Here is an 18740-nt window from a genome sequence, read left to right on the forward strand (position 1 = left end):
TATAAATAACATTACTATTAAGAAAAATTCTACTATTTTTTTCAAAATAATATGCTTTTTATTATAACCAAAAATAACGATAATGCAAATAAAATTAACAATTTTTTTGAAAATAATTATAGATTTTTATTTCTCTGCTGTTTTCTTAGAAAATGATTGCTTGTTAAAAGGCCAGAAGAGAATAATCATAGCAAATTGCTAGGATTAAGATAAAAATCAAAATCAAATAATATTTTCTTGAACGGTTATTAAAACTATTAGTTGCCAATCATCTTACTTTTGTCATTTCATCACCTGACCTTGTAAAAATGTCTTCATGGGGGTCTTGTTCAGGAAAATTAATGCTAATTTTGTTAAGATTGTCGGAGTTACTCGATGGTTTGCCCTGACAACTAAATTTTTTTCGCGAATTTTTTGTTAAAAAAGTTCTTAAAATACTAATTGGTAAAACAATGAAACCTTCTGTTCATGATATTTTTTTAATATATGGATTATTTTCTAACTGCGACTTTTGAAATAAGCCTGCATTTCCCCCGTTACATTCAAAATACAATAATAAATCCAGATCAGTAATTCGTTGTTTAGTATAATCTCACTCAACTTTTAAAAAAATTAAATCCTCTTTGTTATTTCAGTAAAGATCATTATTTTTAATTTGCTTAATAAAACGATAATATCTTTTTTTACAATTTGAACAAAGAAGTTTAATAATTGGTTGATTATTAATCATCTTCCTCAGCACTCCTTTTAAAACAATATCATGTTTTAAGTTCAATAGTTTTTTCATTTATTCTTTGTTCAGGGTTTTACTGATTCAATTTTTGGAAATATTAGGTTGTTATGATTTTAAAATAGTTTTTTCTTGTAATTTTTATTAATTAATTAAAATTTGTTTTCAATAATCAGTAGCAGTCGCAATATTTTTACTTTTTTGGCTTTTTAAATTGGCATAGACGTTAAAAAATGATTGGTGGTGTTCTCACTTAATTCCTAAATAGTTGCTAACAAAAATTAGCTTGTCTAGTAAAAATTTTCAGAGGTTTAAAAGCAAAAAATACATAAAATTAAATAGTTGAATAATTAATAATATTATTAATTCAACTGCTCCAATTATCAAAACAGTATAAAAACTACTATTGAAAATTCCCAGGTCTTTTAAATTTCAGTACATGTTAACTAAGAAATGAATGATTAGTAATTTAATTAAAGCATTATGTTCTAATAGTAAATATAAATAAAAGATAAAAATTAAAGAACCAATTAAATAACCAACCCCACAGATGTTTTGAAAAATAATACTACCAAAAAACTTTTTGTGTTTTGATAAATTGGGCATTTTGGCTAATAATCGGTGTAGAAACAATCGAAACGCACGAAAAAATTGTTCAGTCAACACAAAAAAGACTGTCACAATAAATATCCAAGATAAAATTAAGCCATTAAAAGACGTAAAAATAGTGGTCCATAACATCATCGTTTCATTCCTTAACATCGTAGTTTTTTCGTTGTTTGTATGCTAATACGTTTATTATACACTAATTATTTTTTGTATACAAAAAATAAAAACCACCCCGGGCGGAATGGTTAACTTAATGATGAAAGTTAATGTTAATATTTTTGGGTTTAATTTTTAAAGTATAATCTAATTCTTTTTTAATTGCATCATATAATTCTTGCGCTAAGACTGGTAAGTTTTCAGCTTGTAAAACCTTTCCGCTTACAAAAATGTGTAAGAAGTTATCTTCATAAATTCGACACTTAATTTGATCGGCAAAGAACTGTTCAGTCATATCCCGTAAAGCGTACGAAACAATTTTGCGAATCACTAATAAACTAACATTTAAATTACCGCGATAATTCTTATCAATTAATAATAAAGTATTATTATCCATCATTTCAAACTCCTTAATTATGCGCGACCCGCATATTTACCATCACTGGTATTAATACTAATGATTTCCCCTTCTTTAATAAACAAGGGAACTTGCAATTCCCAGCCAGTTTCCACAATGGCTTTTTTCATTGCTCCCGAAGAAGTATCACCTTTCACGGCCGCTTCTGCTTCAATAACTTGTAAATCAATTTTATCAGGAAGAATAACTCCTAAGACTTCTCCTTCATATTTGGTAACACTAGCAGTTACCCCTTCTTTGAAAAAGTTTTTTTCTCAAGTTAAGCGTTCACTCGGAATTTCAACTTGGTCATAAGTTTGACTGTCCATAAAAACTAGGTTAACCCCATCATCATAGAGATATTGCATCTCAACTTTATCAATCATTGCTTTTTCAACCTTATCACCACCCGTAAAGGTAATCGAAGTAGTAGCCCCGGTGCGTAAATTCTTGGCTTTGGTTTTAACATGGGCTTGTCCTCGCCCTGATTTTGAATGTTGGGCTTCAATTACAACATAAATATTACCTTCATATTGAAAAGTCACCCCTGGTTTAAAGTCATTTACATTAATCATATCTTTTTCCTTTCTTGGTAATTAATATCAATGGCAATTATTAAATCTCTCCTAATTATAAACTATTAAGTGCTTTTCGCCAACCAAAAATGAGTTATTTAATTGGGAGATCAATAATTTTAGCATCCCGATTTTCTGATAAAAAGTTATCTTTAATTAAAGCATTATATTTGGCAAAGATTTCATCTTGTAAAATTCGTCATTTAATTTTTTGCTTTTTATTATTAGTATTCATCATTTTAAATTCCCGTAAGACTTCTCTTCGTAATTTTTGGTATAATTTTTTATCAATATCTAATAATTCTAAGCGAATGTAATTATTAAAGAAGGTTAAAATTAAGGCACTCACTGGACCCGAGAAAAATGCCATTAAGATGGTAGCATAACTAATCCACGAGTATAAATGGTTTAAGCGGTCTTGTAAAGGATAATTGCCCAGAAATAATAACCCAACACCTAAGACAATTAGCATACTATCAACAGCAATCCGACAGGCCGGATATGGTAAACGTGTAATTTGCGATAATTCCGATGATAACCCATTATAAGGTCCCGGGAGCATTTTGGTTGCCACAATAATTCCTAACCCCAAACAAAAGGCTAAATAACTAGCTCATAAAATTCAACTTCGTACTCATTCATTTCAGATGGCTTCGTTGCCGGTCATATTAGTTGGATCAATTGGTTTAATATTTCAATCGGGATTAATAATTCAAATATTAAGTTTCACTGCTAATGGCCATAAGAAAACCGGAATTAAATCTAGAATAATTTTAATAATTTCATCAAAAATAATATTTAAAGTTAAGATTTTTTGTTTCTTAAATTGAAAAATTTTAATTGTTTTAAAGAGAACAACGACTAGTCAAAAACAAGTATAAATAATTAATAGCGAAATTGAATAATATTCAGCAATATTACTTCCCCCTTTTACTCAAATATCAGCAGCTAATGAAAAAACTAGCAAGTCTTCATTGACAACCCCTAAGTTTAAGTCCATATATAAGGCATTTGCTAACCCAAAAATATAAACTCCTAATAAGTAAAATAAAAAGCGAACTAAAATTGATCGATAATGACTCTTAAAGAATACTTTCTTTTCATTAATATATAATTGGAAGGCCTTTGTTTTTTCATGAAATTCTTTTAATACTAAGTACTTTTTATAACGAGTTTTAATTTTTTTATTTTTATTATCCATTGTTTTTGCACATCATTCATCCTCGGCCCCCTAATATTTTCTAAATTAATAATATTATTATTCTTATTCCCAATAATTCTTATCAATAATTATCTTATTTATAATAATTTTAACATACATTCAAAAAAGTCAAAAAAGAAAACATTTTTTTTGACAAAAAGACTTTTTTTTTTTTTTTATTCAATTACAATTAAAATAATTATTATTCCCTTGTTGAATAGCTATTAACACCCAGAAAGGAAACTCTATCACCATGAAAAAGTTATTAACTTTTTTAACTTCATTAACAATAGTTCTCCCCTTACCAACAACCTTGGTGTCTTGCCATCTGTTATCTCATTGGTGGGATAAAAAGCCATCTGGTAACCAATACAGTGCATGTTTGCTTTACAAAGATCATCAACCAACAAAAATTGTTGATGATCGTGCAGGGCGGGGTAAATTATGATGACAATTAACAAATCCCCAGGATGGTTTTCATATTCGCCAGCAACAAAAAATTAGTTTATCACGATTAACCACTGAAGATCAACAATTTGTAAATGCTTGTGAAAGTAACATGCTTTACCAAGCTAGTCCGGACAGTATTAATCGTTTTCATCAATTAACAACTACTAGTTTTTATGCCGATATTCCAACCTTAGCAAATGCGATTCATCCATTAAATGCCCCTTATTCATTAGACTTTCAAGGATTAATTGACAATGCGACAAATTTAGCGGGGTTAAAACTAACTAGTCAAGAAAAAGATGAGTTCGCAAACCAAATCTTAACCTTTTTTAATATTATTACTAAGGTATATGGACAAAATGTCATTAATAAATTATTGTATGAATTAATGAGCGGAACTACAATGAGTAATCCCAATGTTGTGGCCGCAACCGGGTTTGCATTATGACAAATGGGGGGAATTCAAGGAATGATGTTAGGTCCCCAAAGCGCTAGTTTAAAACTGGCCCAACAACAATATGACATTGGTTATTGAAGTAACCAGTCAATTGCTGGTACTTTAGTTCATGAAATGGGGCATACCATTTCCCAATATGCGGGTCTGGCACCCCCTTCCCGTTATTATCTTAATAATTTTGATCCAAATATTATTGACCCCCAAACAGTTCGCCACCTCGAAGATATTGTTTATCAAAATCCTAGTGATGGGAATCCAATGCTATTTTATAAATTCCGCCCCGGCGATGCGCTAGTTGAATATCTTGGTGCTAAAGTGGGGATTAGTGATGACTATCCCGTTCAACAAAAATTAGCGGCCTGGTCATTTATTCAATCTGGTTATGGTCGAGGTGGTAACCAAGATGGTGGAAATGAAGAATTATTTGCTGAAGGCTTTAGTCAGTGGTTATTAACTCCTGATTATTTAAAAGGCTTAAATTGAGAAGCATTAAATGAGTTTTATACTAGCCATTTGTTAGATGTTTATCAAATGAATTAAAAAGATCAATTCTAAAGCGAATTGATCTTTTTAACTGTAATCTTTTAAAATACTGGGATGCGTTTGTAAATACTGCTCTTTTTCCCGCCGAGTTAATTGTTTAAAAGCATATTCTTGTTGCATCGCCAATGACTTGGTGGTATATTGTTCAGCATGAATTAACTGCACAGGGCGGCGAGTAGTAATTTTGGTGTATTTTGCTCCCAACCCCGCATTATGTTTAGCAACCCGCGCTTGTAAATCAACAGTATAACCAGCATATAAAGTATTATCAGCACATAATAAAACATAAAAATAAAAATTTTGCGTTGCCATTATTATTGTAATTCTTCAAAGTCAAGAATTTTATTTGCTCAATTAGTGCTGAAGTTAATATCATGGGTAGTAATCAAAACGGTTCCTGGGAAGGCTTCAGTTGCTTCTAGCAAAGCTTCCTTGGCTAAAATATCAATGTGATTAGTTGGTTCATCAAGAATTAATAAACTACAAGGGGTTAACGATAATCCGGCAAGCCGGGTCTTTGTTTGTTCACCCCCTGATAGTTTTGCCATTTTATTATGCATTAGCGTAGTTTTTAAACCAAAGTTTGCCAAAGTTGTTCGAATGATTTTATCATCTAAATCGGGACTAATTTTCTTTAAATATTCAATTGGGGTGAGGTCACTAATTTTTTCAGTTTGTTTAAAATAAGCAACCTGGACATTGGCCCCTAAGATAACTTCGCCCGCTAACGGCGGAATCTGGTGGGCAATTGTATTTAAAAAAGTAGTTTTCCCAATTCCGTTCCGCCCTTTGACAATACATTTTTCACCCTCGCGAATTTCAAAAGTTAAATTTTTAATTAAAGGCAATTGATAACCAATTGTTAAATTAGTTGCTTTAATAATAACAGCGGTGGCTGGACGTTTATATTTAAAATTAAATTTTGGTTTCGTTAATTTTTCTTGTTTCTCTAAGATTTCCATCTTGTCCAATGGCTTTTTGCGTGATTGAGCCATCCGCGCGGTCGATACTCGCGCCGCATTTTTAGCAATAAAAGTTTCTAACTTTTTAATTACCTTTTCTTGCCCTTTGCGTTCTTTTTCATATTGTTCAATTCGTAATTGGCTTTGTTCTTGATACTTAGCAAAGTTACCAACATAACGATTTAAAGTATAGTTTTCAATAGCATAAATAATTTTACAAGTTTTATTAATAAAATCACGATCATGAGATACCAGTAAAAAAGCACTATTATAATTTTGTAAAAACTTTGCTAACCATTCAACTTGGGTTAAGTCTAAAAAGTTAGTTGGTTCATCTAGTAATAAAAAGTCATCTTCTTGTAATAATAATTTTGCTAGCAAAACTTTCCCCCGTTGACCACCCGATAAAGAACCTAGCGGGTGGTTTAATAAGGTGGGGTCAATCCCAAGACCATCAACTAAACTACGAACTTTTTTATTAATTGTTTCAAAATCATTTTTATCTAAGTATTCTTGTAGTTTTAATGCCTTGACTAAATCTGCTTCCTGATAATCATTTGCCATTCCTTCATATAGTTTTGCAATCTTATTTTCAATATTATACAACTCTTGGTAAGTTTCTTTTAAATACTGGTCAACAGTTAAAGTTAAATCAACAGCTTGGTGCTGGTCTAAGTAACCAATTTTTAACCGGGGATGCAGGTTAATAACCCCCTGGTCGGGAGTGATTTTATGGGCAATAATATTTAGTAAGGTTGTTTTACCAGCCCCATTGGGACCAACTAAAGCAATATGCTCACCCTTATTAATTTTTAACTCGGCATTCTTATATAATAATTTTCCCCCATTACTATGGGTTAAATTTTCCAGATGTAAAATACTCATTATTAACTCCTTTGCATATTTTAATAAAATTTCTTAATGGTTTCAGTTAAAGTTGTTTTTCGTTTTTTTGGTAAATTATTTACACCATAAATAAAGGCCTGGCTATCCCCAAATAAATATAATTGATGTTTAGCACGGGAAATGGCTGTATAAATTAAATTGCGCTGTAGCATAATTCAAAAAGAGCGGGTTATAACAAACAAAATATGGTTATATTCACTACCTTGTAATTTGTGAACACTACAAGCATAGGCTAAGGTAATATCATAATATAGTTCTTTATTATATTCAACAATATTTTCATCATATTCAACTAAGATGACCGGGTTTAAATTCTGGTCTTTTTTAATATCAACAATAATACCAACATCTCCGTTATAAATTTCTAAATCTGGTCGGTTTTTTAACTGCATTACCTTATCACCAACTTTAAAAAGCCGGTGCCCAACCTTGCATGTTGGTTGCCCATAATCCGGATTTAAATTTGCTTGGAGATATTCATTTAAAATATTAATTCCTAAGTTACCATTATACATTGGTGATAAAACTTGAATTTGATGGTGATCATTATCTTCTTGCGCTAAAATTTCTTGGTACTTATTTTTAATTTGGCGAAGGATTTCTTGGGGCTCAGTATTTTCATAAAATTTAACATCCGCTTTATTAAACAAGTTATAGTCAAAATTATCATTTTGAATGGCATAACTTAGTTCTAAAATATCATTTCCCTCAGTCTGACGATAAACTTCATCTAATTTAACAACATCAAAAACATCGCTTTGAATAATATCTTGTAAGACATCACCACAAGCAACTGATGGAAGCTGGTTGGGATCACCAATTAAAATTAATTTTTTTAACTTTAAACTAGCTTTGGCAATGGCTGCTAATAATAAACTATCAACCATACTTACTTCATCAATAATTAAAATATCATATTCTAATGGGTTAGCACTGTTATAAAAAAACTGTTTAACGACGGGGTCATACTTTAACATTTTATGAATTGTCACTGCTTTTTGATTAGTTTTTTCACGTAACCGTTTGGCGGCTTTTCCCGTCGGTGCGGCAAGAATAATTTTATCCTGGGGATAAGCACGACGTAATAAACGCACAATGCCATCGACCACTGTGGTTTTCCCCGTTCCTGGTCCCCCAATAATAGTTAAAAAGTTAGTAGTTAAACCTAGCCGTAATGCTTTTTCTTGTTGGGCATTATAAATTACCCCATGGTTAAAACTAGTTAATAATTCACTAATCCGTTCCTGGGTAAAATTAGTTGGTTGGTTTAAATTAACTAACATGTGTGCAATATCAAGTTCACTATGGTAAATATCACTAACATAAATTTTTTCATCCTTAAAAATTAAAATCCCAATTTGTTTAGCAAACATTAACCCCGCTAAAATAATTTCCTTGGTTAGTTCGGATAAATGTTTTTCCAAAATTTTTGATAAGGTTGATAAGTCAAGATAAGTGTCACCAGTTGTGTTACAAAATTCTTTCGCATAATACCATGCATAATAACCGATTCGGATATTTGAGGTTGGAGTTTTTGTAAAAGTTAAATAAATCTTATCAATTGTTTTAAAACTAATATTATCTTTTAATAATAATGAATAAGGATCTTTGGCAAAGATTGCTGTAATCTGATCAACATCATACTTTGTTTTTAATAAGGATAGCACTTGTAATGATAAGTTATTACTATTAAAAAAATGGATTAACTCATCATCTTTGTTCATATTAGCAAAAGTATCTTTAATAATGGCAATTTGTTTGGGTGTTAATCCCGGAACATTGTACAAACTATCAAAATCCGCTTTGATTTTGCTAATCACATTGTCTTCGTAATAATCAATAATAGTTTGGGCAGTTTTCGGACCAATGGTCGGAAATAAATCACTAGCTAAATAGCGTAAAACTTCATCTTGTCCTTGCGGTTCAATCTTAACAATTTTTTTAACTTCAAAGTTTTGACCATATTTTTCTAATGTTACAAATTCACCAGTTAGTTCATATAAATGATCAGGTTGTAAACTACTTAAAAAACCTTTAATAAAAATAAAATGTGATTTATCCTTTTCTAACTGAAATTTACAAATCCGATAACCATTCTTGGCTTCAAAAACAATTAGTTTTAAATACCCCCGAATTACTTCCATTCCTATCCTTTTCTCCTTTTATAAATACCATAGTTTTTGACCATTTAAATAAGCTTCGTTAATAATTCCTCCTCCTAAGCAAACTTCCCCATCATAAAAAACTGCTTCTTGGCCGGGAGTTATTGCTTTAACTTTTGTGGCAAAACTAACTAGTGCTTGGTTATTTGGTAAGACTTCAACTTGCACTGGGATGTCTTGTTGACGATAGCGGAATTTTGCTGTACAACTAAATTTTTGAGCTGGCAAGCGATTAATTCAGTTAAGATCACTAACTAAACAACTGGTTGAAAATAATCATTTATCCTCACTCCCCTTGCTAACATATAAAATATTATCTTTAATGTTTTTACCAACGGTAAAATAACGCTCATCCATTCCCCCCAGGTTCAAACCTTTGCGTTGACCAATCGTATAATACATTACGCCCGTATGACGACCAACAATCTCATTAGTCTCAATATCAACAATATCACCCGGTTGGTTTGGAATATAGTTTTCTAAGAATTGTTTAAAATTTCGTTCACCAATAAAGCAGATTCCCGTTGAATCTTTTTTGTGGGCGGTTGCTAAATGTTGTTCATCCGCAATTTTTCGCACTTCATCCTTTGTTAATTCACCAATTGGAAATAATGTTTTTGATAACTGTTCTTGATTTAGCTGACATAAAAAATAAGTTTGGTCTTTATTAGCATCAAGTCCACGCAATAATTGATATTCTTGTAATACTGGATTAAAACGAACTCGTGCATAATGACCCATCGCAATTTTATCGGCTTTAATCTTATCTAAGGCATACTTTAAAAAATAATTAAATTTAATATATTTATTACATAAAATATCAGGATTGGGTGTACGGCCATGTTGATATTCCCGTAAAAAATAAGTAAAGACATAGTCTCAATACTCTTGGATAAAATCAACCCGGTTTATTTCAACCCCTAGTTCTTTCGCTACCATTTGTGCATCATTATAATCAATTTCTTGGGGACAAATAGTACCATTGAGGACTTTATGTCCTAAAATATCATTATTTAAATTACTATCCCAATTTCGCATAAATAACGCACTAACTTGATATCCAGCTTTTTTCAATAAATATAAGCTTACCGAAGAGTCAACGCCTCCTGATAAACCAACAACAACTTTTTCCATTTTGGTGATTCCCCTTTTTAATAAAATTTAGCAATATTATTTTACAATAAAAAAACTAAGTTTAAAATGAAATAAACCTAGTTTTTACTGGAATTTTAAATTTCGAATGGCAAGAATAAAACTTCCCATTGCTAACATTAAGAAAAATAAACTTAACCATTGAAAGATACAACGAACTGGTTCAAAATTATCATCTCAATAAGCATAACCATAAATATAAATTACTAACATGAAAAGAATTGCTAAGATGTTAATTGGTAAAATAACATATACTAAACTTTTTTGATGATTAATACTTACCAACGGGATAATTGCAATTCCTAAGTAAATTGCTAACACAATCATTAAGAAAATCCGGTTGGCGGTTCAATAACTACTCTGATCACTTAAAAAGCTAACATCAGCCCCTGCTTGTTTAAAAAAAGTATATAAATCAAAACTACTAGTTTCGCGTCAACTATCTCAAGCAAGCGTTAAAATTAGTAACATTATAAAACCCAGGAGTAAACTAGCCCGACTAAATAATAAGATTGGACTATTTCACATTAAGTTCGGAGTTTTGGTAACTCGTTTAATTTTTTGCCGACCATTTGCTAAACGTTTAATTTTAAAATTATGGTTAAAAGCGGCGGATGTTTCATAAATTGTTTTATTCACAACTCCCCCGGGATGGCTAAGAGGTTTGCTAGTAACGGGATTATTATTTTTTGTCTTAACTTTAATCCGACGAAATGATTTTGATGTCGCTGAAGTAGAATCTCCGGTAAATAAGTCAGCAGCTTTATCATTAAATAACCGGCTATAAAAATTACTAAATTCAAGTGGTTTATTTGAATTAGTTTCTGGTGGTTCCTGTTCTTTTAACTTTGCAAGTTCACTTTTAAAAGCTTGTTCGGTTAAAATTGCTGGTTTTTCAACTTTTTCAACCGTAGGATTACTGTTTAAATTTGGCCGTTTACTAGGATCTCATTCCATTACATCTGCTTGCGCATAATAATTTGGTTTTGTAATTTGTAAATCCAATCCCTGTTCTTTTTCTTTGACCACGGGGGAAGTTAAAACTGCGGAATTATTCAATTCTGGGGTTGGTTCACGAGCTGGTTGTTTGCTAACTTCCGGATCAAGGTCATTTGAACTTTCACTATATTTAACCTCTTTCATTCGGGGACCGGGAACTGGTGGTTTAAATAAATTAGGAGCTGGTTGCTTTACCTTGACAAACGATTCGGATTTTAATTTAACTGCTTGGTTAGTTGTTTGTTCTTTCGCAAGGATTTTTTTAGCAACCATTCGTGCTTGTTCCCGTAGATTAGCTTGGTCAATTGTTGGTTGCTCAGTTGTTGGGACCTGTTTTACAATGTTGGGATTTAAGTTAACTGGTGCTTTATTATCCTGGTTAAAATTTTTTAAATATTCATCATTTTTATCAAAGGCTGCTTCATCAAAAACATCTTTAATTTTATTGACACGTTGGTAAAAATTTAACTGCTCTTGTTCCAAATGGTTAGCTTGTTTTTTTAAAATATTAATGGCGTTCGGATTATCTAAGTTAATTTTAACTTCGCGATTATGAAATGTTAATGGTTCTGGTTGGTTAACAGGAGTTGGGATTGGACCAGTTGCAGTAAAAACAGAAGATTGGTTAAAAAAATGACTATTTGGATGATTACCAACCACTAGTGGTTGATCAGGGTTATTGGCAGCGTTTGTAGTTTCCTTAATCGGTTTAATTTTTAAAATTTTAATTTCGTTACTCTTCATAGACATGCACTTCTCCAATATCAATCTATGTTAATTATATCCGAAAATGACTAAAATTTAAAGCATATATTATACTTTAATTTATATATTTTTCAATCATTTTTATTATTTTTATTGGATAAAAATTTACAAATTAAAAAAAGAACTCTTGTCCAGGAGCTCTTTTAGATTATTTACTTACTTGTTCAAGTAATTTATATCATCGTTGTGATTCTTTTGCTCATGCTTCTTTTGATAAAACTAGTTTACGATCACGCATTGCTGATTTAACTCGAGAAATATTGTATTCACGAGCTCTTTTTTTCGCTCTTTCTTCAACTAAAGCATTATTTTTAGCAATTTCTTCTTTGCGTTTTTGTTCTAACAACTGAATTTTTGTTTCATCAACTTTGCTAGCTTCTTTCTCTTTTAAAGCTTCTTTCTCTGATTTTGCTTTTGCTATAGCAATTTTTTCTTCTCATTTTTTTTGTTGAGCAATACAAGCTTCATTATTTTTTTTAATTCATTCTTCACGATCTTGCTGCTCTTTAATTGCTTTTACCTCTTCTTTGGTTTTTAATTCTTTCCCATCTTGAATAATTTGCTCAATTAAATCAGATACATCTAAACTAGCTGTTGTCATGCTTCGTTTTACTGCCATCGACTAATTCCTCACTTTTCTCTATTAATTACCTTATATTACATAGAATATACATATTATAGCAAAAAAATTAAAAATTGAAATGGTTAACTATTTTTTTTCAAAAAAATGAGATTTTTAACTAAAATTTGCATAAAATATCAATTTTAAAAACTAAAATTAATAATAATCCTATCCTGATGATAGGATTATTATTAATTTAAAAGTTTGTTAAAAATTCTAATGCGGTTGGGGGAATTAAACATTCACCTTGACTTTGGTACGGAATATAGTTATCATCCTGTTTTAAGATTAACTGTAAATCTCAGGTTACTTTTAGATGTTTAGAATTTTTAACGGGTTCTTTTGTAATAACACTAGTAGCAAAATCATAAATTTGTAAACTTTTTAGGGGAAAATAATCAATAAGTCCATCATTTGCTTTGCCAATATTTATTTTTTTAAATAAAGTACTAGCTTTATCAATAAATAAATTAATTTATTAAAATCAAAATTTTGATTACCAACTTCTTTTCAAATTGCTTTGGTTATTTCTTCGGTTGGTTGACTAATTTTACATATTTCGTAAGTTAATGCTCCCGTTTGTAACTTAAACTTTTGATTAGTTTGATCATAAGCAAAAAAACACAAATTAAGAGCTAAATCACTTAAAACATCATAATCGTAAGTAATCTCATTCTTAGCATTGTTTTTATCTTCGGATTGTTGATGACAAGCAATAATATTGCTTGTTCCAGTTACAATCAAGCCAAATGATCCTAGTATAGTAATTATTTTTTTCATTTTTATTAACCTCCTGTTCTTTTATTCTACCCTCATTATTTTAATAAAATTTCTAAAACTACAAATGGAATAACACAATTACCAATGGTATTTATTGATAGTTGTTTTTTATCGTGGACTAGTAAAAATTTAAGATCTCAACTAAGATTAACATTAATTGGATTTGAATTATTTGTCATTAAAATTTTTGATGGTGAAAATTCATAAATTTCCAAATCTTTGAGAGAAAAAGACTGATGCTCATCACTTCCCTCGGGTTCAATTCCTAATTTATTGAACAAAGCGGTGATTTTATCGGCAAAATAATAAATTAACTTACTTAACATAAAATTTTTTGTTCCTAATACTTTTCAAATCTTTTCACTAATTGCTTCAGAATCTTCTAATAAGGCAATTTTTTGACTACTTAAATCACCAGTACGTAAGGTAAATTTTTTAGTAGTTTTGTTATATTCAAAAAAACATAAGTAAACAGCTAGATCACTTAATTTTTCATAATTATAAGTAATATCACTAGGTTGAGGAATGTGCTCTGTTTCATCTAGTTTTTGATGATGACAAGCAATAATATTACTTGCACTAGTTACTGTAAAACCAACAGCGCCAAAAATTACTAATAATTTTTTCATCATATTGTTCCTTTCTTTTCCCTATAAAATTTAATTAAAAATAATATTTTGTTCTTTTTTGTTGTATTAATATTAAGTGATATTGCAACAACAAAAAATAATTGTTTCTTAAAAAAATCTTAATTTAAATGATTTTAAAAACAATAGTTTTCATATAATTGAAAAAAGTTAATTTTAAAATTAAAAAATCTAAATTTAGCATTTAGATTTTTTAATTTAATTAAGAATTTGAAAAAATATCAACAAACTTCATTTCTCCTGATGAATTAAAATCAGTTGAATATTCTTTACCATCCGTGGTATTTTTATGAGTTAATTTAATACTAATATTTCATGCTAATTTTGTAATATCTCCGGTATGAGAAAATTTATATTGATTATCTGCATTTAATGAATCAATCTTAATTTTATCAAAATTTCAAACTTCTTTGTCAAGATTAGAATCGTGTTCCTTGTTAACATGTAAAGCAGTTGCTAGTTTTTCATATTCGTTTTGAATAGCTGCTATTCATTGCAAAACATCAAAATTCTTACCAAAAGCTTTGATAATTCCTTCGTCCATAGTAGGACTAGGTTTATAATCTATTTTTGTTGGTACTACAAATGAGGTATTTGTTAATAGTGGTGGTGTGCTAGGATCCTTATTAGGATCAAAAAAGTTTACCCCAATTATCCCTTGGGCATAAGTAACATAATCTTTAGCATTATAAGTAGGATTAGGATCAGGGGGCAGGTCTTTTTTATCCTCTGATTTATTATTATCACAAGCAACTATATTACTTGCTCCGGTTGCTGTTAAACCAACAGCCCCTAAAATAGCTAATAACTTCTTCATATATTTATCATCCTTTCATCATTTTAATACATTTAAAATAATAAATTGATAATTAATATAGAAACAGTTAATGAAATAAAATCATTATGTTTCGTACCTTTCATTTTAAATTAAAATAATTAAAAAACAATATTTTTCTAAATATTTAAAAAGATTTCTTTAATATTATTGATAAATGCGTAAATTTATTATTTAATATAAGTATTAATTTAAAAAGTTAAATTAATACAAAATAATTATCTAAATAATAAAAGGCAAAAAATTTTGATAACTATTTTGTTTTTTTGGGAGGATAACATGGAAAGTAAAGTAGTTAAAATATTAGCAGAAAGACGAACAGCCAAAAGATATATTCCAGATTATAAATTAACAGATGAACAAATTAACACTATTGTGGAAGCTATTCGCTTAGCACCTAGTTCGTTTGGGGTTGAACCCTATCATATCGTAGTTTTAACAAATGATTCACCAATTAAAGAAGAATTATTTGATGCCTGATATGAACAGCCAGCTCTAAAGCAATCAAGTGCCCTATTTATTTGAATTTCTGATAAAGAAGAAATCTTACGAAATAAATTATTAGAGGAAAGAATTAGTCGAGAATTTCCAGAAGGTTATAAACAATTAATTCCCCAATACTTACAAGGAGTAAGAATTACAATTGATGGAAATAATTATGATATGACAGCATGATCAAAACAACAAGCTTATGTTTCATTAGGAACCGCAATTTGAGCAGCCAAAGAAATTGGGTTAGATGTTACACCAACTGATGGGTTTAGTCATTTACATGTTGGGCAAATCTTAGAAGCCCATGGGTTAATGGATACCAAAAACCAAATTGTTACGGTCGGAATGTTTGTTGGAAAAAGAGATACTTCAGACCCACATTCATTATTCTTTTCAAAAGTTCGTCGTGAGCAAAAAGATATGGTTAAAATTGTTAAAAAATAAAAATAACAGCAGCCAAAAGATATTATTATCTTTTGGTTTTTATTTTCTTTAAACTTAAAAAAGTTTAAAAAATAAGTTATTTTATTCTTAAAAACTAAGGACTTATCTTTATAATATAAGCGAAACCAAAATTAATAAAGAGTTTTTAAAAAACCAAAAGTTCTAAATTGCTTTTGGTTTTTTATTTTAAAATTGAAAGGAAACATTAAATAATGAATCACAAAAATAAAATTGTCCGCCAAGCAACGAATATTAATGGTGGTAAAATAATTCAATATTTTGAAACCCCCCTAACTAACATTGTACAAAATAAGATTATTGATCCCAATAAAGTCAAATACAAATTTACCCTTACTTTTTCAGACTTAGAAATTATAAATTGGCAACAAAAATATGATGAGTATTTACTTAATTTAGCAGAAAAACAAAAACAGTGAAAAAAAATGAATGATGAAGAAATAGATAAATTAAATAAAGAATTAGCAGCATTAGAAGTTCAAATGACTTATAATAGTAATCCCCAACAAATGAAAGAATTACTTAAAGATCCTTCTAAATTAGAGGACTTGCAAAATATTTATAAAAATGAATCTAAAAGATTAAAAGAAGAAATTAAAAGATTGAAATGAGAGCAAAAGACCCATATAAATTATCTAAATGTAAATGCACAAATGCACAACTATTTAATAGATAATCAAAAATCAGCTAATAATAATTTGGAAATTAAAGTTCGTACTTTATTTATGCTATTTTTAAATAAATATACTTTTTATTTTCTTAAAAGTACTAAGGATATTTTGCCATCAAAAATTAATGACAAAATTAATGACATTGATTATTTACAATTATTAGAAATATATGAGAAATTAGTTGAGATTAGTAATAATCTATGTACTAATAGCAAATCTGCAATCGATGATAACAAATTCCGAGAAAAAATTACGAACTGATTATTATATATTAATATGTATACTTGCCATTTAAAGACAACTATCAGTAATTATTATGGACAAAAATCATTAACAAGAAAATATAGTGCTCATCTCAAATTAAATAATTTATTTCTGCAAAAATTACACCTTGACGATAATTTGCATGATATTTTACGGGGTTTTAAAAAATTATGACAACCAAAAGAAAATAATTATATTATTCAATATTTCAACAACTTTAAAGTTAATCAATTAGCATTAACAATTGTGCAAGAAATTAAAACTAGATTTGCCAAATATTTTTCTTTAGCAACATCGCTTTTTCGTTGTAAAGAACAATACCTTGAATATCTTAAAAAAAGTTATCATAATGTTTTAACCGAAAATTATGACAAGGAAATTAAGCACTTAGAAAAAATAAAACTAAATATTAACAAACAGCAAGCAGAACTTATCAAAAAAAATCCAGATGATCAAGAATTACGCATTAAAATTGACCTAATTCTCGATAAATGTAATATTTATGAACGCTTAATTCACCAATTTTATGATTTTAAATTAAAAGCAGTAGAAATTGCTTTTGAATTGCTCCAAACTAATAAAATTTTAATTTCCCAACAAAAAGGAAACAACTGGTTTACTAAAAATATTAATACTAATCATTGATTTGACTTCCTACCAATGAATGTAAAAAAATTTCAGCAAGAGCAAAAAGAAATTACTAATAAAGTTGGCCAATTATTTCAAGCCGAAAGAAATAATCCGCAATTTCATTTTAATTTATTAGAAAATCGCATTAATGAAGGCATCGATGAATTATTTAATAAATATAGTAGTTCTCCAAATCGTTAGTATTATTTTATTATTTTCCTAATTTAATCAATGATATAATAAAAGAAAAGAAAGTGAGAATATCACCAATGTTAAAATTTAATGATCCTAAATATGATGAACTAGTCGAAAACTTTATTGCTTATACAACTGATCCCCACCATAATGGTGGCCAACAAAAAGTTAAAATTGATTTAACGAACAAATTTCATTATGTATCTTCAATCAATGCGCCTAGTAATTTAAATATTGTCATGAGTGGTGAAATTACAACTCCCGAACAAAAAAATATGGCACAAGAAATTGTTAAGCCTTATTTAGAACAAAACTTAGCTTTTACATGGTGCACAATTAGTAAAAATAATAGTGCTGAAGAAAAGAAATTTATGGAAGCAATTGGGTTACATTACCATGAAACGGATTTAGGGATGATTATTAATTTAGATGATTATCAAGAAAAAACTTATGACTCTCATCCGGATCTCGTCTTCAAAAAAGTTGCCACTCCCCACGAGGTTGATGATTTTCGTATGGTTATTGAAAACGCTTTTGAACTTTCTTTAATTGACTTAACCAAATACCCAACCTTATTAAAACTAAACCAAGAAGATAATATTAGTCACCTAGTAATCTTATATCAAAATGGACTTCCAGCGGCAACGGGACACTTATATTTCCAAAATAATTTAGCAATCATTGATGATATTGCGACCCATGCTGATTTTCAACGCCAAGGGTTAGCAACAAAAATGTTAAATTACTTATTAACCTTAGCAAAAAATACTGGCTATCATGATGCGGGGTTAATTGCCACAACTGATGGTTATCCCGTTTATAAAAAAAATGGGTTTGAGCCGATTGAAATTTTCTTTAATGTTTATATTACGAAAGAAAACTATGCCCCCAAGAACTCTTAAATTTTATTAATTAAAATCTCCGAAAAAAATGAATCTAAGTAACTTAGATTCATTTTTTAAATAACCTGGCATCGCCCTATTTTCACTCGAAAGCTATCGTCGGCGTAATAGTGCTTAACTTCTGTGTTCGGGATGGGAACAGGTGTGACCACTATGCCATAGACACCAGATTAAAT

Annotated in this window: 18 protein-coding genes and 1 rRNA gene; 4 read left to right on the forward strand and 15 right to left on the reverse strand. The window is 29.5% G+C overall.

The window, feature by feature from the left end; translation table 4 throughout:
* Positions 1-163: 163 nt before the first annotated feature.
* From SERIO_RS03340 to SERIO_RS03360, 5 genes are all read right to left on the reverse strand, one after another.
* Positions 164-730: a hypothetical protein gene (locus SERIO_RS03340; protein WP_047791476.1), complete on the reverse strand. Its 567-nt coding sequence runs from the start codon at positions 728-730 to the stop codon at positions 164-166.
* A gap of 144 nt (positions 731-874) precedes the next feature.
* Positions 875-1492: a hypothetical protein gene (locus tag SERIO_RS03345; RefSeq protein WP_148553434.1), complete on the reverse strand. Its 618-nt coding sequence runs from the start codon at positions 1490-1492 to the stop codon at positions 875-877.
* 97 nt (positions 1493-1589) lie between these two features.
* Positions 1590-1895, reverse strand: coding sequence for an MMB_0454 family protein (locus tag SERIO_RS03350; protein ID WP_236681342.1), 306 nt, complete (start codon positions 1893-1895; stop codon positions 1590-1592).
* A 14-nt stretch (positions 1896-1909) separates the two neighbouring features.
* The gene (efp, locus tag SERIO_RS03355; RefSeq protein WP_047791478.1) at positions 1910-2467 is read right to left on the reverse strand and encodes an elongation factor P; all 558 of its coding nucleotides are present in this window, start codon (positions 2465-2467) and stop codon (positions 1910-1912) included.
* Positions 2468-2561: 94 nt separating this feature from the next.
* Positions 2562-3668 carry an SPE_1075/MLC_0560 family membrane protein gene (locus SERIO_RS03360; protein WP_047791479.1) on the reverse strand — a complete coding sequence of 369 codons (1107 nt, stop codon included), beginning with the start codon at positions 3666-3668 and terminating at the stop codon, positions 2562-2564.
* Between the two features lie 253 nt (positions 3669-3921).
* On the opposite strand from SERIO_RS03360, the gene SERIO_RS06295 reads away from it, so the two are divergent.
* On the forward strand, positions 3922-5115 hold the full coding sequence (locus SERIO_RS06295; protein ID WP_053040832.1) for a hypothetical protein: 1194 nt from the start codon (positions 3922-3924) through the stop codon (positions 5113-5115).
* Positions 5116-5145: 30 nt separating this feature from the next.
* Here the strand turns inward: SERIO_RS06295 and SERIO_RS03370 are convergent, their stop codons facing one another.
* The 9 genes from SERIO_RS03370 to SERIO_RS06615 all read right to left on the reverse strand — a co-directional run bounded on the left by SERIO_RS03370 (position 5146) and on the right by SERIO_RS06615 (position 14930).
* Positions 5146-5430 carry a GIY-YIG nuclease family protein gene (locus tag SERIO_RS03370; RefSeq protein ID WP_047791480.1) on the reverse strand — a complete coding sequence of 95 codons (285 nt, stop codon included), beginning with the start codon at positions 5428-5430 and terminating at the stop codon, positions 5146-5148.
* A 2-nt stretch (positions 5431-5432) separates the two neighbouring features.
* Positions 5433-6965 (reverse strand): ABC-F family ATP-binding cassette domain-containing protein, encoded by a 1533-nt coding sequence (locus tag SERIO_RS03375; protein WP_047791481.1) that lies wholly within the window; start codon positions 6963-6965, stop codon positions 5433-5435.
* 20 nt (positions 6966-6985) lie between these two features.
* Complete coding sequence (gene recD2 / locus SERIO_RS03380) at positions 6986-9130, reverse strand: SF1B family DNA helicase RecD2 (protein ID WP_047791482.1); 2145 nt, start codon at positions 9128-9130, stop codon at positions 6986-6988.
* Between the two features lie 18 nt (positions 9131-9148).
* Entirely contained in the window at positions 9149-10282 is a 1134-nt protein-coding gene (gene mnmA, locus SERIO_RS03385; protein WP_047791483.1) for a tRNA 2-thiouridine(34) synthase MnmA, read from the reverse strand.
* Positions 10283-10366: 84 nt separating this feature from the next.
* Positions 10367-12043 carry an ABC transporter permease gene (locus SERIO_RS03390; RefSeq protein ID WP_047791484.1) on the reverse strand — a complete coding sequence of 559 codons (1677 nt, stop codon included), beginning with the start codon at positions 12041-12043 and terminating at the stop codon, positions 10367-10369.
* A gap of 169 nt (positions 12044-12212) precedes the next feature.
* Positions 12213-12683 (reverse strand): hypothetical protein, encoded by a 471-nt coding sequence (locus tag SERIO_RS03395; RefSeq protein WP_047791485.1) that lies wholly within the window; start codon positions 12681-12683, stop codon positions 12213-12215.
* Between the two features lie 432 nt (positions 12684-13115).
* Positions 13116-13466 (reverse strand): lipoprotein, encoded by a 351-nt coding sequence (locus SERIO_RS03400; protein ID WP_047791486.1) that lies wholly within the window; start codon positions 13464-13466, stop codon positions 13116-13118.
* A gap of 35 nt (positions 13467-13501) precedes the next feature.
* Positions 13502-14098 (reverse strand): lipoprotein, encoded by a 597-nt coding sequence (locus SERIO_RS03405; RefSeq protein ID WP_148553435.1) that lies wholly within the window; start codon positions 14096-14098, stop codon positions 13502-13504.
* A gap of 217 nt (positions 14099-14315) precedes the next feature.
* The gene (locus tag SERIO_RS06615; protein WP_047791488.1) at positions 14316-14930 is read right to left on the reverse strand and encodes a lipoprotein; all 615 of its coding nucleotides are present in this window, start codon (positions 14928-14930) and stop codon (positions 14316-14318) included.
* Between the two features lie 297 nt (positions 14931-15227).
* Here SERIO_RS06615 and SERIO_RS03415 point away from each other — a divergent pair, with 297 nt between their 5' ends.
* The 3 genes from SERIO_RS03415 to SERIO_RS03425 all read left to right on the forward strand — a co-directional run bounded on the left by SERIO_RS03415 (position 15228) and on the right by SERIO_RS03425 (position 18564).
* A complete protein-coding gene (locus SERIO_RS03415; RefSeq protein ID WP_047791489.1) occupies positions 15228-15884 on the forward strand; it encodes a nitroreductase family protein in 657 nt (218 codons plus the stop codon).
* A gap of 212 nt (positions 15885-16096) precedes the next feature.
* The gene (locus tag SERIO_RS03420) at positions 16097-17668 is read left to right on the forward strand and encodes a hypothetical protein (RefSeq protein ID WP_047791490.1); all 1572 of its coding nucleotides are present in this window, start codon (positions 16097-16099) and stop codon (positions 17666-17668) included.
* Positions 17669-17736: 68 nt separating this feature from the next.
* On the forward strand, positions 17737-18564 hold the full coding sequence (locus SERIO_RS03425) for a GNAT family N-acetyltransferase (protein ID WP_047791491.1): 828 nt from the start codon (positions 17737-17739) through the stop codon (positions 18562-18564).
* Positions 18565-18627: 63 nt separating this feature from the next.
* On the opposite strand, the gene rrf is transcribed toward SERIO_RS03425, so the two are convergent.
* Positions 18628-18734: ribosomal RNA gene (gene rrf / locus SERIO_RS03430) — 5S ribosomal RNA — on the reverse strand.
* Between the last annotated feature and the right edge of the window lie 6 nt (positions 18735-18740).

The sequence above is a fragment of the Spiroplasma eriocheiris genome, assembly GCF_001029265.1.
Taxonomy (GTDB): Bacteria; Bacillota_I; Bacilli_A; order Mycoplasmatales; family Mycoplasmataceae; genus Spiroplasma; species Spiroplasma eriocheiris.